We start from the raw sequence: 16,140 nt of genomic DNA on the forward strand, positions 1-16,140 counted from the left end.
TCAGGTTGGAAATTACTCGGTAGTCTCGATGCGGATGTCCTTCAGCTTCCCAACGCCAAGCATGTTGAGCACGAGATTTTCGTAGAACGTCTCAGCCTTGCCCTGCCGCACCTTGAGCAGGAAGTATTTCTCAAAGCCGATCTTGGCGGCATGGACCCATTTGCCGCGTGACGCCCAGTTCACGTTGCGCGGGGGAATTTGCGGCTGCGCGACGAAGGCAATGCCATCATCGCCAAAATCGGCGAGACAGACCGCGTTCCAGGTCGCGACGGCCCTGGGCTCCTCCCCCTTCAGCAGCGCGGCAATATTTTCGGCCGTCGCTGTCACCATGGATTCGATCATGAAGCCGGTCTTCGGCACGCCGACCGCGAGCGGGCTCTTGCCGACCGGCGGAATGGCAACGCAGACCCCGATGCCGAAGACATTCGGGAAAGCCGGATTGCGCTGGTGCTTGTCTATGAGGACGAAACCGCGCGGATTGGTCAGCCCTTCTATACCAGCGATCGCCGGCACACCGCGGAAGGCCGGCAGCATCATCGAGAAGGCGAAGGGCAGCTCATGAGTTGTCTTGACGGTGCCATCGTCGTGGACCTCTTCGGCGATCAGCTTGCCAGGCTCGACCGTCGTCGTCCGGGCATTGGTGATCCACTTGATGTGACGTTCGCGCAAGGCGCTTTCGAGCAGCCCCTTGGTGTCGCCAACGCCATCAAGCCCGAGATGGCCGATATAGGGCTCGGGCGTGACGAAGGTTATCGGAACCTGATCCCGCACCCGCGCATTGCGCAGCGCCGTGTCGAGGATGAAGGCATACTCGTAGGCCGGACCGTAGCAGGAGGCGCCTTGCACAGCTCCAACGACGATGGGACCGGGCCGTTTCACCAGTGCGTCGAATGCGGTCTTCGCTTGGGTCGCATGGCCGATCTGGCAGATGGATTGGGTATGAGCATCGGGGCCCAGGCCCGGCACCTCATCGAAGGCAAGGGCGGGGCCGGTAGCAATGATCAGGAAGTCATAATCGAGAAGGGAGCCGTCATTGAGTTCGACGCGGTTTTGCGCGGGCTGGACCCGACGTGCTCCCTCGGGCCTGAGTGCGATTCCATGCTGCTTCAGAACGGGAACGAGATCGACGGTTATGTCCTGCGGCTGCCGCCAGCCAACCGCGACCCAGGGATTGGAAGGAACGAAGGAATAGCTGGAGCCGAGATTGACGACAGTCAGACGATCGTCACGCCGGAGCTTGCGTTTCATCTCATAGGCCATGATGATTCCACCGAGGCCTGCGCCGAGAATGACAATATGAGTCATGGCTTTCGCTCCGCTGTTTCTATGATCGGTCTGCCCATTTCTGGTTGCCGGAGACCATTCAATTCAGACGCTTCCAAGCTTTATGGCTTGCATCTAACATTCAAAGGTTTTAAATTCAAGGATATGAATGTAGAAGAAATGATACCGGCCGCCGAAAAGGCCGCCGAATTGATGCGCAGTCTGTCGCACCCCCAGCGGCTGCTCGTTCTGTGTGCGCTGGTCGATGGTGAACGATCGGTCGCCGAACTGCGGCAAGGACTGGCAATCGAACAAGTGCCGATGTCGCAACAACTTATGCGGTTGAGAGCGGACGGGCTGGTCGAGGCGCGGCGCGAGGGAACGACTGTCTATTACTCGATTGTCCGACCGGAGATCCTGACTGTCGTGCAGGCTTTGCACGACGCGTTCTGCCCACCAGGCAGCGGCAAACAGCCGCGAAGCGGTCCGGCGAATGGAGGAAATGATGATGGAGCAGCGAAGCAAGCGAACGGCAACCCAGCTTGAGCCCGGCAATTCCGGTTTGCCGGATCAACCATCCTTCTTTCCAGAGCTTCAACGCATTTGCGTTGCGTTGATGAGGAAGGACGAAGCCGCAGCTTTCTTGAAACTACTCGCAAACGACAAGCGCTTGCTCATTCTTCACTACTTGCTGACCGGTGGAGAGCATTCGGTAGAAGAAATCGGGATAGGTCTCGATATCAGGCAACCATCGCTCTCGCAGCATCTGGCGAAACTTCGTAACGCAGGATTTGTTCGCACGCGCCGCGATGGACGGCACATCCTTTACAGTATTTCGGACCATCCCTCGATCATGCGCTCGTTGAATGGCATCGATCGATTGCTGCAACAGAAATGCTGATAACGGCTGCTTTTGAATTGGCTTCGGCTATGCGCCGCCCGACCCCACACCAGAAATCTTGCGCGAACTCATGGCCCGGGAGCTTTCGCGTTTTGGTGAACTGATACGCCGGGCAGGCCTGTCTCGGGTTCCAACCACCAACCTATCGCGCCAGACCGTAGGGATAGGAGGCCGCGCGCTGTACATCAACCTGCCCGGCAAGCCGGCGGCCTAGATTTATACTTTGCCCTGTGTCCTGGTCTTTCCAGCCGTATTTTTATTACCGGGAGCTGATCGGCGCCGAACGCATCGAACTCTCCAACTGATTGAACTCGTTCTTCGAGCCTATCCCTGTCAGGATGGCGAAGCACCAGTCCACGATCAGTGCCGCATCTGGTGCCAACTCCTGCGCCATTCCCCCGGCAAATTCTAAGAAGGCTGGCAGGTTCAGACCGTTTACACCTACGAGTACCGGAAGACCGCGTTCGAGAGCGTCCGCGATCGTACCGGTCAAACCCTTGCCCTCCGCTTCCTGCTTGCCGAATTTGTTGACCACCAGCATCTCGGCATCGTCCAGAGCGTTCGAAACCCACAGCACCGATTGCTCCAACACACCGGCATCCAGTCGGCAGCCCCGCGCGTGGGCACCGCGGTCAACGCTGATGCGCACCACCGGACCGTCGGGTAGCAACCGCAGATCCATGTCGCACCGAGGGCGATCACTTCGGTCGATATTGGTCTGTACGGTGCCCGCCAGGGCCACGCCATGCGCTTCAAGCCGGTCGACGACGTCGGCCAGAAGAAGGTCGATCCGACCGCGACCCCGCATGGTTACATAGCCAAGCTTCATCGCGTTCTCCCTCGGGTTCAGCCGTCCGAAAACGGCAGAAATTCCAGCATATCGCCACGCTGGATGTGGTGGGTTTCCGAGGGGATCAGCAGCAGCCCATCGGCTTGTGCCAGAAGCGCCACCCGATGCGATACGGCTGAGGCTGTAATCTCCACGTTTCTGGTTCCGTCTTCGTCATAGCTGCCGAGACGGGCCGGCAGGAACTCGCAACGGCCCGGGTTCCGGATGCGATCGAAGTCCGCGCGCACGACGCAGCGTGGTGGCCTTGCCTTCCGGATACCCGCCAGCGCCTCTGCGATACGCGCTCCGATTACATACCAGGCGACGAAAGCTGAAACCGGATTGCCCGGCAAACCAATGTAAAGCGCCGAACCGAGGAGGCCGATGATGAGCGGCTTACCGGGCTTCATCGCTACTTTCATAACGTGAATCTTGCCGCCTGCGGCGTTGAGCACTGCGGGCATATGGTCCTCATCCCCCACGGAGACTCCGCCGGTGGTCACTACCAGATCGGCATCGCGGGAAGCCTGCTCCAGCGCTTCACGCAACCGGTCGGGCTGGTCGGGAACGGCGCCCATGTCGATTGTCTCTACCCACGGAAGATCAAGGGAACCCTGGAGATGATAGCGGTTGGCGTTCCAGATCTGCCCTGGCGCCAACGGCGTTCCCGGTGCGCGCAATTCCGAGCCGGTGCTGAAGAAGGCGACCCGGATACGACGCCTGACGACCACCTCGCTGCAACCGGCCGCTGCGAGCAGTGCAGCCACGCGCGGTCCTATGCGACAGCCGACTGGCAGAAATTCAGAACCGAGTACCAGGTCCTCACCGGCGCGCCGAATATTTTCGTTCGGTCGGGGACGCCTTTGTATCTCGACGGTATCGCCTTCCAGCCGTGCTAACTCCTGGATGACTACCGCATCGCATCCCGGAGGGATGGCCGCACCGGTAAAGATGCGCAACACCGCGCCGGCCGGAAGCGGCCCGCTGTCGGTATCGCCGGCCGCCACTCGCCCTGACACCCGCAGCCGCCACGGCCCCTCGCCAGCAAGGTCGGCAAGCCGGACGGCGTAACCATCCATGGCGGAACTGTCGAACAGTGGGAGCGAGACGCCCGACCGCACAGCCTCGCCCAGTACCCTGCCATGCGCCCTTTCCAGCGGCAGCCGTTCCACCTGCGCGACTGGCTTGACCAGCGCCAAAGCCCGGCGAAGAGCTGCGTCGACGGAAATCAGCGCGCCCATCTCAGGCTTGATTTCGCAGCCGCAAAGGAAGGGATCGGACAGGGCGGGGGCGTCGTTCATTTCGAAAATTTCACCTCCCCGGCGGGGTGGCCTGCAAAATCGACGCCCGCCACCTGGTACCGTGCCGCGAGCTCCTCGACATAGGCGCGGCTCGCCCGCACCCAATCTGCCTTTTCCTGCGCTTGGCGCAGATGTGGCAGAACGGTCGTGAACGGCAAGACCTCGCCACGCACACGCGCGTCAAGCCGGATCAGGTGGAACCCATAGCGGCTTTCTACTGGCGCGTCGGAGATGCTTTGTTCCTCCATGGAACACAGCGCTGCTTCGAATTCCGGCACCGTATCGCCTGAGGCGAGTTGGCCCAGCATCCCGCCATTGGCGCGGGAAGAGCAGGCGCTGAACTCGCCCGCCAGCTCAGCGAAGCGGCGGGGGTCGCGCTGCAGGTTCGCCAGCACGGCTTCCGCTTGCTGGCGCGCCGACGCCCTGCCGGCGGCGTCGCCGGGCGCAGCGGCGAAGAGGATATGCGCGGCCTCGAACAGCGATGGCCCGCGGAACCGGTCGGGCGCCGCATCGTAGAGCGCGCGCAGCGGCGCCTCGTTGACCGGAGCCGGGGCAATCGTGCGCTCGAACAGCTGGCGGATTAGTGCTTCCTCTTCGGTCTCCCACTTCCCTTCTTCCAGCTCGATCGGCTCGGGCGCGATGTCGTGCGCGCGCGCCTCCTGCAGGAGCGTCTCGCGTAGCGCCAGCGCCCGCGCCGCCGCCCGCCAGGCAAAGCCGGGCTGACCTTTGGGCGCCGGATGGTTCTGCGCCTCGGCGGCAATGGCTTCGGGGGCGATGGTCACGCCGTTGACCGTGACCGGCTCCGGCCGGGCGGTGCGATCCAGGATAATCATTCGCCCGGCTCCATGCGCGGCCCCGGCAGTGGCGTAAGCCCGGTCGGCGCGGGTTTGGCGCCGCGCCGCGAGCGCACGATCTGGTAGCCCGGCCGCCACAAATAGCGCACCGGCGCCGAGAACATGTGAACGAGCCGGGTGAAGGGGAACAGCAGGAAGATGGTCAGCCCGAGGGCGATATGCGCCTTGAACAGCGGATTGACGTCGACGATAAAGTTCGCAGCGCCAGCGCGCATATAGATGATCGCCTGCGCCCAGTTCATGAACTTCACCATCTCCGTGCCATCGAGATGGCCGAGCGAAACGATGATGGTGGCAAGCCCAAGCAGGAGTTGGGCCATCAAAAGCACCATGATGCCGGTATCGGCGAGCGTGGAATTGGCGCGGATGCGCGGATCGAACAGCCTGCGATGTAACAGCAGCGTGCCGCCGACAAGGGTCATGATTCCAGCGATGCCGCCGGCGGAGATGGCGAGAATCTGCTTGGCCTCGTGGCTGACGCCGAGAAAATCGAACACCTGGATCGGCGTGAGCAGCCCAACGAGATGGCCTCCGAAGATCGTCAGGATGCCGACATGGAACAGCACCGAACCGGCGATGAACTGGCGCTTGCGCAGCAGCTGGCTCGACTTGGACTTCCAGGTGAAGGGGTCGCGCTCATAGCGGGCGATGCTGGCCATCACCATCACCGTGATGGCGATATAGGGATAGATGCCGAAGACGAAATTATGCATGGCGGTCTCCTGTTCACCGAGCGGCCCGCGCCGGTGCGGGCTCCATGCGGGCAAGAATGTCGCGGCTGACCGGGCAGCCGGCGTTCGGGTCCGGGCCGAAGGTCACCTGCGCTTCTTCCCAGACCGCGTCGAGGGCGGCGAGATCCTCCGGGTTGTCGTCCTGTTGCGCCAGCAGGGCCTGTGCCTCCTCGGCCGCTGGATCGGCGGAGGAAAGCTTGACCAGCCCCTCGAAAACGGCGGCATAGACGCTCTCCCGCCGCGCCAGCCGCTCGGCGAGCGCGATCAGGATATGACCCGCATCGGCCAAGATTTCGCGCGCCTCGGCCAGCGGCCGCATCGAGAGAAACTCCAGCAACACCGGCAGGTGGTCGGGCAGCTCCGGTCCCGCCAGATCGAAGCCGCCGGCGCGGTAGGTTTCCAGCAGGTCGACCATCGCCCCGCCCCGGTCGCGGCTTTCGCCATGGATATGCTCGAACAGGTTGAGCGACAGGGTGCGGGAACGGTCGAACAGCAGTACGTAGCGCTCCTGCAGATCGTAGAGATCGCCGTTTTCCAGTGAAGCGAGCAGCGGCTCCAGGGCGGTGGCAGCGGCTGGCGTCACGACACCTTCGGCGAGGATCGCCCGGATCACCGGAATCGCCTCCTGAAGATCGTGACTCGGATAGCTGAGCAGGGCCGACAGCGCCTTGAAGGTCTTCATGCGATGAACTCCTGCGGGCTGCGAAACTTCTTGGCCCCGAACAGCGACTGACCCGAATGGCCCGCCGAGCAGCCGTTGCCGTCGGTGAAACCGCAGCCGCTCCTGAGGTCGTAGGCATCCTCGACCAGCTCGCGATGCGTGGTCGGGATGACGAAGCGGTCCTCGTAATTGGCGATCGCCAGCAACTGGTACATCTCGTCAATCTGCTGCGGCACCATGCCGACCCGCTTGGCGACACCGAGATTGACGACGCCGTCCACGGTCTTGGAGCGCATGTAGGAGCGCATGGCCAGCATTCGCTCCAGTGCCGAGACGATCGGCGCCTCGTCTCCGGCCGTCAGCATATTGGCGAGATAGCGCACCGGAATGCGCAAGGAGCGCACGTCCGGCATGTCGTCCTGCGCGGCGATCCGTCCCGCCTCGGCCGCATTCTGGATCGGCGACAGCGGTGGCACGTACCAGACCATCGGCAGGGTGCGGTATTCGGGATGCAGCGGGAAGGCGATCTTCCACTCCATCGCCATTTTCCAGATCGGCGAGTTCTGCGCGCTCTTGATCCAATCCTCGGGGATGCCCTCGGCGCGCGCTGCCGCGATCACTTGGGGGTCGTTCGGATCGAGGAAGACGCCGAGCTGCGCGTCGTAGAGGTCCTTCTCATTCTCCACGCTCGCGGCATCGGCGATGCGGTCTGCATCGTAGAGCATGACACCCAGATAGCGGATGCGGCCGACGCAGGTTTCCGAGCAGACGGTTGGCAGACCGCTTTCCAGCCGCGGATAGCACAGCGTGCATTTCTCGGATTTGCCGGTCGACCAGTTGTAGTAGATTTTCTTGTAGGGGCAGCCCGACACGCACATGCGCCAGCCCCGGCATTTCTCCTGGTCGATCAGCACGACGCCGTCATCCTCGCGCTTGTAGATCGCGCCGGACGGGCAGGAGGCGACGCAGGCCGGGTTGAGGCAATGCTCGCACAGCCTGGGCAGATACATCATGAAGGTGTTCTCGTACTGGCCGTAGATCTCCTTCTGGATGCCTTCGAAATTATAGTCCTTCGAGCGCTTCTCGAACTCGCCGCCGAGGATTTCCTCCCAGTTCGGCCCCCACTCGATCTTTTCCATGCGCTCGCCGGAAATCTTCGAGCGCGGGCGTGCGGTCGGGAACGCCTTCATTTCCGGCGCGGATTTCAAGTGGTCGTAGTCGAAATCGAACGGCTCGTAGAAATCGTCGATCTCGGGCAGGTCGGGATTGGCAAAGATATTGGCAAGAATGCGCCATTTTCCGCCCTGCTTCGGTTGCAGAGCGCCGCTTTTTGTTCGCCTCCAGCCACCGTTCCAGCGCTTCTGGTTCTCCCAGTCCTTGGGATAGCCGATACCCGGCTTGGTTTCGACATTGTTGAACCAGGCGTATTCCACGCCTTCACGGCTGGTCCAGACGTTCTTGCAGGTGACGGAGCAGGTGTGACAGCCGATGCATTTATCGAGGTTCAGCACCATTCCGATTTGAGCACGTACCTTCATTCCGCGGCCTCCGTCGTCTGGATTGCGGGCTGGTCGAGCCAATCGACCTTGGACAATTTGCGCACGATCACGAACTCGTCGCGGTTGGAGCCGACCGTGCCGTAATAGTTGAAGCCATACGCAAGCTGGGCATAGCCGCCGATCATGTGGGTGGGCTTCAGTACGATGCGGGTAACGGAGTTGTGGATGCCACCACGCTTACCCGTGATCTGGCTGCCGGGCGTGTTCACGATCTTTTCCTGTGCGTGATACATGAACATCGAGCCTTCCTTCATCCGCTGGCTGACCACCGCACGCGCGGTGATGGCGCCGTTGAGATTGAAGACTTCGACCCAGTCATTGTCGACCAGACCGGCCTTCCTGGCGTCGACTTCGGAAATCCACACCACCGGGCCGCCGCGGTTGAGCGTCAGCATCAGGAGGTTGTCGGTGTAGGTGGAGTGGATACCCCATTTCTGGTGCGGCGTGAGAAAGTTCAGCACCACATGCGGCTCGCCCGCCGCCAACGGCCGTCTCGCCGCCTCGCCCACCGTCTTCAGGTCCAAGGGCGGTCGCCATGTGACGAAGCCCTCGCCGAAGGCCCGCATCCATTCATGGTCCTGATAGAGCTGCTGGCGACCGGTGACTGTGCGCCACGGGATCAATTCATGCACATTGGTCCAGCCGGCATTGTAACAGACCTGTTCGCTTTCGATGCCCGACCATGTCGGCGAGGAGATGATCTTCCTCGGCTGGGCGGCGATGTCGCGAAAACGGATTTTTTCATCCTCCTTGACCTCGGCCAGATGGCGGTGGCTGCGGCCGGTGGCCTTGGCGAGGGCGTCCCACGCCTTCACCGCCACCTCGCCGTTGGTCTCGGGGGCCAGCATCAGGATCATCTCGGCGGCGTCGATGGCCGTGTCGAGGCGCGCCATGCCCTTGGTCGCGCCCTCCTCGGTCACGGTGCCGTTCAGCGCCTTGAGATGGTGAACCTCCTCCTTCGTGTCCCAGGCGATGCCCTTGCCGCCATTGCCGATCTTCTCCATCAGCGGCCCGATGGCAGTGAAGCGCTTGTGGAGGTTGGGATAGTCGCGCTCGATCGCGATATAGGCAGGCGCCGTATGGCCGGGGATGAGGTCGCATTGGCCCTGCTTCCAGTCGCGCACCACGCCCTGCGCCAGCTCGCCGGGACTGTCGTGCTGCAGCGGCAATTGCACCACATCCGTCTCAACCCCGAGGATTTCGGGCGCGACTTCCGAGAATTTCTTCGCGATCGCCTTGAAGATTTCCCAGTCGGTCTTCGATTCGTAGGCGGGGTCCACCGCCGCCTGCAGGGGGTGGATGAACGGGTGCATGTCGGACGTGTTCATGTCGTCCTTCTCGTACCAGCTCGCCGTTGGCAGCACGATGTCGGCATAGACGGCGGTGGTCGACATGCGGAAGTCGATCGTCACCAGGAGGTCGAGCTTTCCTTCAGGCGCCTGCTCGCGCCAGACGGCTTCGACCGGCTTCGTGCCGCCCTGGGCGCCCAGGTCCTTGCCCTGCACGCCGTGATCGGTGCCGAGCAGGTGCTTCAGGAAATACTCATGACCCTTGCCGGACGAGCCGAGCAGGTTCGAGCGCCAGACGAACAGGTTGCGCGGCCAGTTTTCTGGCGCGTCCGGGTCCTCGCAGGACATCTGCAATGCGCCCGATTTCAGACGTTCGGCGACATAATCCTTCGCCTCGACACCGGCGGCCTTGGCCGCGCGGCCGACTTCCAGCGGATTGGTCTTCAACTGCGGCGCCGACGGCAGCCAGCCCATGCGCTCGGCGCGGATATTGTAGTCGATCAGGCTGAGCTTGTGCCAATCGCCGGCCGGCGCCGTCGGCGACAGGATTTCGGCCGCGCCCACCGTTTCGTAGCGCCACTGATCGGTGTGGGCGTACCAGGCCGAGGTCGCGTTCATGTGGCGCGGCGGCCGCGCCCAGTCGAGCGCGAAGGCGAGCGCCGTCCAGCCGGTCTGGGGGCGCAGCTTCTCCTGGCCGACATAATGCGACCAGCCGCCACCCGACTGGCCGACGCAGCCGCACATCACCAGCATGTTAATGGCGGCGCGGTAATTCATGTCCATGTTGAACCAGTGGTTCATGCCGGCGCCGATGATGATCATGGAGCGGCCATTGGTCTTTTCGGCATTGGCGGCGAATTCGCGGGCGACCTGGATGATCTTGTCGCGGCGCACGCCGGTGATGCGCTCGGCCCAGGCCGGCGTGAACGGCACGTCGTCATCGTAATCCGCCGCGACATGCGCGCCGCCGAGGCCCCGGTCGAGGCTGTAATTGGCGCAGAGGAGATCGAAGACCGTGGCGACCAGCACCTCCTCGCCGTCGGCCAGCTTGAGGCGCTTCGCCGGCACGTTGCGGGTCAGCACCTCGCCGCGGCTGTCGACCTCGAAGCCGTTGCTGGCCGCGCCGCCGAAGAAAGGGAAATCGACGCCGGCGACCTCGTCGTGATCCGCTTCGCCGATCAGGCTGAGCGTGAGACGGATGTCGTCCTTGCCGGCCTTCTGCTCGAGGTTCCATTTCCCCGTCTCGCCCCAGCGGAAGCCGATGGAGCCGTTTGGGGCGACGATCCTGCCGGAAATTCCATCGATCCCGACGGTTTTCCAGTCCGGATTGTTGGTCTCGCCGAGCCCATCGATGAAATCGGCGGCCCGCAACTGCCGGCCCGGAACCAGCCGGTCGCCCTGGCGGTCGAGGCGCACTAGCATCGGCATGTCGGAATATTTGCGGCAGTAATCCTCGAAATAGGCAACCTGCCGGTCGAGGTGGAACTCGCGCAGGATGACGTGGCCAAAGGCCATGCCGAGGGCCGAATCCGTGCCCTGCTTGGCGTTCAGCCAGATGTCGGAGAATTTGGCGGCCTCGGAATAATCCGGGCAGACGACCGCGCTCTTGGTGCCCTTATAACGCACCTCGGTGTAGAAATGGGCGTCCGGCGTGCGCGTCTGCGGCACGTTCGAGCCCCACAGGATCAGGTAGCCGGCATTGTACCAGTCGGCCGATTCCGGCACGTCGGTCTGCTCGCCCCAGGTCTGGGGGCTGGCGGGCGGCAGGTCGCAATACCAGTCGTAGAACGACATGCAGGTGCCGCCCAAGAGCGACAGATAGCGAGTGCCGGCCGCATAGGACACCATCGACATGGCCGGGATCGGGGAGAAGCCGAACACCCGGTCGGGGCCGTATTTCTTCGTCGTATAGGCATTGGCGGCGGCGACGATCTCGACCGCCTCGTCCCAGCTCGCACGCACGAAGCCGCCCTTGCCACGAATACGGGTGTAGCTTTCGCGCGCTTTCGGGTCGTTCTGGATCGCTGTCCATGCCGCGATCGGGCTCAGGGTCCTGCGCTTCCCGCGCCACAGCCGCATCAGCCGGCCGCGAACGAGCGGCGTCTTCACCCGGTTGGCGCTGTAGAGGTACCAGCTATAGGACGCCCCGCGCGCGCAGCCGCGCGGCTCGTGGTTGGGCAGGTCGGGGCGCGTGCGCGGATAGTCAGTCTGCTGTGTTTCCCAGGTGACAATGCCGGATTTGACATAGATCTTCCATGAGCAGGAGCCGGTGCAGTTCACGCCGTGGGTGGAGCGCACGATCTTGTCGTGCTGCCAGCGCCGGCGATAGACGTCTTCCCAATCGCGGTTCTCAATCGTCGTCTGGCCATGGCCGTTGGCGAAGGTATCCTTGCGCAGCGAGGTCAGGAAGTTCAATCGATCCATCAGCTGGCTCATGGCTGTCTCCTCAATTTATCTCGGCTGGAAGGGCGGCTGGCATGGCGCGGCCGCGCTCGATGTCGTGCAGGAGGCCGCCGCGGCGGGTGTAGACGGCCCAGGTGACGACGAGGCACAGCACGTAGAAGGCGAGGAAGGCCCAGAGCGCAGCCAGCGGTGTCCCCGTCAGCCCGATCGAGGTGCCGTAGGCTTTCGGGATGAAGAAGCCGCCATAGCCGCCGATGGCGCTGGTAAACGCGACGATGGCGGCCGCCTCGCGCTCGGAGCGCCGCCGCTGCTCGGCCGCGCCCTCGTCTGGATAGAGGCGCGCAATCTCCTTGCGCATGATGACCGGGATCATCTGGAACGTGGAGGAATTGCCGATCCCGGTGAAGAAGAACAGTGCCATGAACCCGGCAAAGAACATGGCGAAAGATGCGCTTTCGAGACCCTCGATCACCACAAGTCCCGAAGCGATCATGCCGGCAAAGACCCAGAAGGTGACGCGGCCGCCGCCGACCCGGTCGGCGAGCCAACCACTGCCGGCGCGGCTGAGTGCGCCGATCAGCGGCCCGAGGAACACGAATTGCAGCGCGTTCACCTGCGGGAATACCAAGCCGGACAATAGCGGGAAACCGGCAGAATAGCCGATGAAGGACCCGAAAGTGCCGACATAAAGCAGGCACATCACCCAGTTCTGGGTACGGGTGAAGATCACCGCCTGCTCGCGTAAGCTCGCCCGCGCGTCGGCCAGATCGTTCATTCCCAGCCAGGCCGCCGCCGTCGAGGCCAGAATGAAGGGCACCCAGACGAAACCGGCATTCTGCATCCAGACGCGACCGCCATTCGATAGTTCCTGCGGCGCCCCGCCCATGGCGCCGAACACACCCGCGGTGATGACCAGCGGCACCAGGAACTGCATGACCGAGACGCCAAGATTGCCGAGCCCCGCGTTCAACCCCATTGCCTGGCCCTTCTCGGCGCGGGGGAAGAAGAAGCTGATATTGGCCATGGAGGAGGCGAAGTTGCCGCCGCCGAATCCGCACAGTAACGCCAGCACCGCAAAGATCAGATAGGGCGTGGCCGGATTTTGCACCGCATAGCCGATGCCCATGGCGGGGATCAGCAGCGAGGCGGTGGACAACGTCGTCCACAGCCTTCCGCCGAAAATCGGCACCATGAAGCTGTAGAAGATGCGCAGCGTAGCCCCCGACAGCGCCGGCAACGCCGCCAGCCAGAACAGCTGGTCCTGGGTGAAGCCGAAGCCGATGGCCGGAAGCCGCGAAACGACGACAGACCAGACCATCCAGACCGCGAAGGCCAACAGCAGTGCCGGGATTGATATCCAGAGATTGCGCCTTGCGATGCGCTTTCCCTTGTCATTCCAGAATTGCGGATCTTCCGGTCGCCAGTCCTCGATCACATGCGGCATGACCGTGCGTTCGGGATCGTGGAGCTCGGCCAACTCCGGGAAATTCGGCAGCCGATCAAGGGCTGCGCCTTGCGCCTGCCGTTCCATGGCCCGGATCGAAAGATGCATCCAGCCGAGCGATACGGCGACGATCAGCAGCAGCAGCACGAAGGCCGAGGTCCAGATGCCGGTGACGTCGAGCAGCGCGCCGAAGACGATGGGCAGGACGAAGCCGCCCAGACCACCGATCATGCCGACGAGGCCGCCGACCGAGCCAACATGCTTGGGGTAATAAATCGGGATGTGTCGAAAGACGGCCGCCTTGCCTAGGCTCATGAAGAAGCCCAGTCCGAACAGCGTTGCCACGAACGGCCACAGGCCCATCTCGGTCGAAAAGGCGATCGGGCCGTTCTTGCCGCGGATGACATACTCCGTCGGCGGGTAGGACAGCATGAACAGAAACAGCAGCGAGAAACCCAGCGTCCAGTACATGACAGCGCGGGCGCCGAAACGGTCGGACAGCACCCCACCATAGGCGCGGAAGATACTGGCGGCCAGGCTGAAGATGGCTGCGGCGACACCGGCCGTGCGCACATCCACGCCATAGACCTGTACGAGATAATACGGCAGCCAGAGCGCCAGTGCGACGAACCCGCCGAACACGAAGAAGTAATAGAGCGAGAAGCGCCAGACCTGAAGCTTCTTCAGCGGCGCGAACTGCTCAGCAAGGCTCGGCGCAGCGACGCCTTGGGCTCGCCGTGCGGTAAAATCAGGATCGTCCTTGGCCAATAGATAGAAGACGACGCCCATACCAGCGATGACCGTCGCCCACAGCTCCGCTACGCCTTGCCAGCCCCAGGCAATCAGCACGAATGGGGCAAGGAACGTCGTCACCGCCGCGCCGATATTGCCCATGCCGAATACGCCGAGCGCGGTGCCCTGTCGCGCCTGCGGATACCATTTGGTGACATAGGCGACACCAATGATGAAGGAGCCCCCCGCCAAGCCAACGCCCAGCGCTGCCAGCAGGAAAGTAAGGTAGCTGTCGGCAAAGGTCAGCGCGAAGGTCGCTGCACCGGTCAAGATCATCTGGGCCGAAAATACCAGCCGTCCGCCGTAGCGTTCCGTCCAGACTCCGAGTATCAGCCTTATAATCGAGCCGGTCAGCACCGGCGTGGCGATCAGGACGCCATATTCGAATTCGGAAAGACCAAGCTCATCCTTGATGGACAACCCGATGATGGAAAAGATTGTCCACACCGCAAAGCATAGCGTGAAAGCGATAGTGCTGAGCCAAAGGGCTCTTTGCTGATCGCGACGGCTCGGCAGGATATAGTCTGTCATGGCTCGGCTCCCGGTCGATTCCGGTGGCGGGATTGACTATTTCATTTCGAAACAAGCATCCGCGACGGCGCACGTCTTTGATCCTGATCAACCAAATTGGATCTGGACTCTGTGAGTCGTTTTTGTCGCAGGGAACACCTTGGATCTTCGTGCATATTCGGCCAAATAGTCAGCCGTATTCCCTTCGCTGATTGACAATCAGCGGCTTATCACTTGATAAATATCAAGTGCTCTGCGTGGAAGGAAATTTCATGCATGAAGATGAGAAGTCGCGCCTACGTCGTCTGCCTCTGTTTCGCGAGATGATGACGCCGACCTTCGACAGCTTGATGGAGATCGCCTACGCGCAGACATTTCCGGCACAGTTGGAATTGATCCGGCAGGGCGACTATGCCGACTTCCTTCACGTCATAGTCGAAGGGTCTGTCGAGTTGTACGCGACATGGAACGGACGGAGCACCGTGATGGGTGTCGTTCATCCGGTTTCGACGTTTATCCTGGCGGCTTGCGTATGCGACGAGGCCTATCTGATGTCAGCGCGCACTCTTGAACGATCGCAGATCATCATGATTCCCGTCGCTGACGTCCGGGTAGCGCTGCGGCGCGATCCGGATTTCGCAATGGCCGGCATGCGGGAATTAGCCAATGGATATCGCACCTTCGTGCGCCATGCCAAGAACCTGAAATTGCGCAATTCACAAGAACGGCTCGCTGCCTATATCCTTTACCAATCACAGAGCAACGGCGATACAGACACGATCATTCTGCCGGTAGAGAAACGTCATCTCGCCTCCCATCTGGGCATGACGCCCGAAAATCTCTCCCGGTCTATGAAGGCCCTGAAAGGTCATGGCGTAGCAATCAAGGGCACGCGCGTGACCATCACCGACCGGACGCGCCTAGCCGCGGTTGCAGCACCTGATCCGCTGATCGACGGACCACAGATCAAGACCACAATTGCCGCGACTTAGCCATTCCCCAAGGGATAAGGCGTCGGTCCAAGGCAAGTTCGGAGGAGGTCATCAGCCAGAAGCGCGCAGTCGCGAGTGCGGAAAGCTGATTTGGAACCGGCTGAAGAAGCTCAAGAACCCCGACACCGGGCGCGATACCTGCCGTTTGAACCCGTAAAGCGAATGGGTTCACGAAGACGCGCCGGAATTGCGCATCCTGCCGCAAGAGCTATGGGACGCCGCCAAGGTCCGGCAGGATGAGTTGACCACGCTCTACAATGGGTCGTTTGCCGGACGCGGCGAAATCCTTCGCTCCCATGAACGATTTAGGTTTTCCGGGCACGTTTGGGCTACCCCACTGACGCGAGGTTGGTCATTTCTCCCTCTACCTGAACCCCTCTGAAAGGGCTCGCTCCAACGCGGCGCATGCAAGCAATCTGGTTGTGTCGATCAGCGGTATTGCGCAGTTATCGTCGCCCAAGGCCATCGGAAGTTCTGTACATGCCAGTATGATGGCATCGACGCTGCAAGATCATCCCGATCTCCGCAGCACAAAATCCTCGCACTGCATGGCTCATCAGGATGAAGCCGCGAGCCATGCGTGGAGGGCGCGATTGTGCAGCTAGTGCGAT

At 62.1% G+C, this 16,140-nt stretch carries 12 protein-coding genes; 3 read left to right on the forward strand and 9 right to left on the reverse strand.

The window, feature by feature from the left end; translation table 11 throughout:
* Positions 1-12 precede the first annotated feature (12 nt).
* Positions 13-1,305, reverse strand: a complete 1,293-nt coding sequence (locus tag KIO74_RS14180) for an NAD(P)/FAD-dependent oxidoreductase (RefSeq protein ID WP_029075243.1) — start codon at positions 1,303-1,305, stop codon at positions 13-15.
* Here KIO74_RS14180 and KIO74_RS14185 point away from each other — a divergent pair.
* Together KIO74_RS14185 and KIO74_RS14190 are read left to right on the forward strand one after the other, a co-directional pair.
* Complete coding sequence (locus KIO74_RS14185) at positions 1,297-1,809, forward strand: ArsR/SmtB family transcription factor (protein WP_245576858.1); 513 nt, start codon at positions 1,297-1,299, stop codon at positions 1,807-1,809. The genes KIO74_RS14180 and KIO74_RS14185 overlap by 9 nt on opposite strands.
* Complete coding sequence (locus KIO74_RS14190; RefSeq protein ID WP_245576857.1) at positions 1,769-2,164, forward strand: ArsR/SmtB family transcription factor; 396 nt, start codon at positions 1,769-1,771, stop codon at positions 2,162-2,164. Before KIO74_RS14185 ends, KIO74_RS14190 begins: the two co-directional genes overlap by 41 nt.
* Before the next feature lie 259 nt (positions 2,165-2,423).
* Here KIO74_RS14190 and KIO74_RS14200 read toward each other — a convergent pair whose 3' ends face one another.
* From KIO74_RS14200 to KIO74_RS32230, 8 genes are read right to left on the reverse strand one after another with little or no spacing between them, the layout of a single operon-like run.
* On the reverse strand, positions 2,424-2,993 hold the full coding sequence (locus KIO74_RS14200) for a DUF2478 domain-containing protein (protein ID WP_029075241.1): 570 nt from the start codon (positions 2,991-2,993) through the stop codon (positions 2,424-2,426).
* A 17-nt stretch (positions 2,994-3,010) separates the two neighbouring features.
* The gene (locus KIO74_RS14205; protein WP_029075240.1) at positions 3,011-4,294 is read right to left on the reverse strand and encodes a molybdopterin molybdotransferase MoeA; all 1,284 of its coding nucleotides are present in this window, start codon (positions 4,292-4,294) and stop codon (positions 3,011-3,013) included.
* Positions 4,291-5,127, reverse strand: coding sequence for a peptidylprolyl isomerase (locus KIO74_RS14210; RefSeq protein WP_051231289.1), 837 nt, complete (start codon positions 5,125-5,127; stop codon positions 4,291-4,293). Before KIO74_RS14210 ends, KIO74_RS14205 begins: the two co-directional genes overlap by 4 nt.
* Positions 5,124-5,861, reverse strand: coding sequence for a respiratory nitrate reductase subunit gamma (gene narI, locus KIO74_RS14215; protein ID WP_029075239.1), 738 nt, complete (start codon positions 5,859-5,861; stop codon positions 5,124-5,126). Before narI ends, KIO74_RS14210 begins: the two co-directional genes overlap by 4 nt.
* A gap of 13 nt (positions 5,862-5,874) precedes the next feature.
* On the reverse strand, positions 5,875-6,561 hold the full coding sequence (gene narJ / locus KIO74_RS14220; protein ID WP_029075238.1) for a nitrate reductase molybdenum cofactor assembly chaperone: 687 nt from the start codon (positions 6,559-6,561) through the stop codon (positions 5,875-5,877).
* Positions 6,558-8,078, reverse strand: coding sequence for a nitrate reductase subunit beta (gene narH, locus KIO74_RS14225; RefSeq protein ID WP_029075237.1), 1,521 nt, complete (start codon positions 8,076-8,078; stop codon positions 6,558-6,560). The genes narJ and narH overlap by 4 nt, the downstream gene beginning before the upstream one ends.
* Positions 8,075-11,824, reverse strand: coding sequence for a nitrate reductase subunit alpha (locus KIO74_RS14230; protein WP_213332550.1), 3,750 nt, complete (start codon positions 11,822-11,824; stop codon positions 8,075-8,077). The genes narH and KIO74_RS14230 overlap by 4 nt, the downstream gene beginning before the upstream one ends.
* 10 nt (positions 11,825-11,834) lie before the next feature.
* Positions 11,835-14,558, reverse strand: coding sequence for a nitrate/nitrite transporter (locus KIO74_RS32230; RefSeq protein ID WP_213332551.1), 2,724 nt, complete (start codon positions 14,556-14,558; stop codon positions 11,835-11,837).
* Positions 14,559-14,794: 236 nt separating this feature from the next.
* Here KIO74_RS32230 and KIO74_RS14240 point away from each other — a divergent pair, with 236 nt between their 5' ends.
* Entirely contained in the window at positions 14,795-15,529 is a 735-nt protein-coding gene (locus KIO74_RS14240) for a helix-turn-helix domain-containing protein (RefSeq protein WP_213332552.1), read from the forward strand.
* Positions 15,530-16,140 lie beyond the last annotated feature (611 nt).

Origin of the sequence: Chelatococcus sp. HY11 (genome assembly GCF_018398335.1) — a bacterium.
Lineage (GTDB): Bacteria > Pseudomonadota > Alphaproteobacteria > Rhizobiales > Beijerinckiaceae > Chelatococcus.

Excerpts from the sequence above, each read along its gene's own strand:
- narJ (WP_029075238.1), bottom strand. The coding sequence starts at position 6,561 with ATGAAGACCTTCAAGGCGCTGTCGGCCCTGCTCAGCTATCCGAGTCAC.
- KIO74_RS32230 (WP_213332551.1), bottom strand. The coding sequence starts at position 14,558 with ATGACAGACTATATCCTGCCGAGCCGTCGCGATCAGCAAAGAGCCCTT.
- KIO74_RS14230 (WP_213332550.1), bottom strand. The coding sequence starts at position 11,824 with ATGAGCCAGCTGATGGATCGATTGAACTTCCTGACCTCGCTGCGCAAG.
- KIO74_RS14210 (WP_051231289.1), bottom strand. The coding sequence starts at position 5,127 with ATGATTATCCTGGATCGCACCGCCCGGCCGGAGCCGGTCACGGTCAAC.
- KIO74_RS14190 (WP_245576857.1), top strand. The coding sequence starts at position 1,769 with ATGATGGAGCAGCGAAGCAAGCGAACGGCAACCCAGCTTGAGCCCGGC.
- KIO74_RS14200 (WP_029075241.1), bottom strand. The coding sequence starts at position 2,993 with ATGAAGCTTGGCTATGTAACCATGCGGGGTCGCGGTCGGATCGACCTT.
- narH (WP_029075237.1), bottom strand. The coding sequence starts at position 8,078 with ATGAAGGTACGTGCTCAAATCGGAATGGTGCTGAACCTCGATAAATGC.
- narI (WP_029075239.1), bottom strand. The coding sequence starts at position 5,861 with ATGCATAATTTCGTCTTCGGCATCTATCCCTATATCGCCATCACGGTG.
- KIO74_RS14185 (WP_245576858.1), top strand. The coding sequence starts at position 1,297 with ATGAGTCATGGCTTTCGCTCCGCTGTTTCTATGATCGGTCTGCCCATT.
- KIO74_RS14180 (WP_029075243.1), bottom strand. The coding sequence starts at position 1,305 with ATGACTCATATTGTCATTCTCGGCGCAGGCCTCGGTGGAATCATCATG.
- KIO74_RS14205 (WP_029075240.1), bottom strand. The coding sequence starts at position 4,294 with ATGAACGACGCCCCCGCCCTGTCCGATCCCTTCCTTTGCGGCTGCGAA.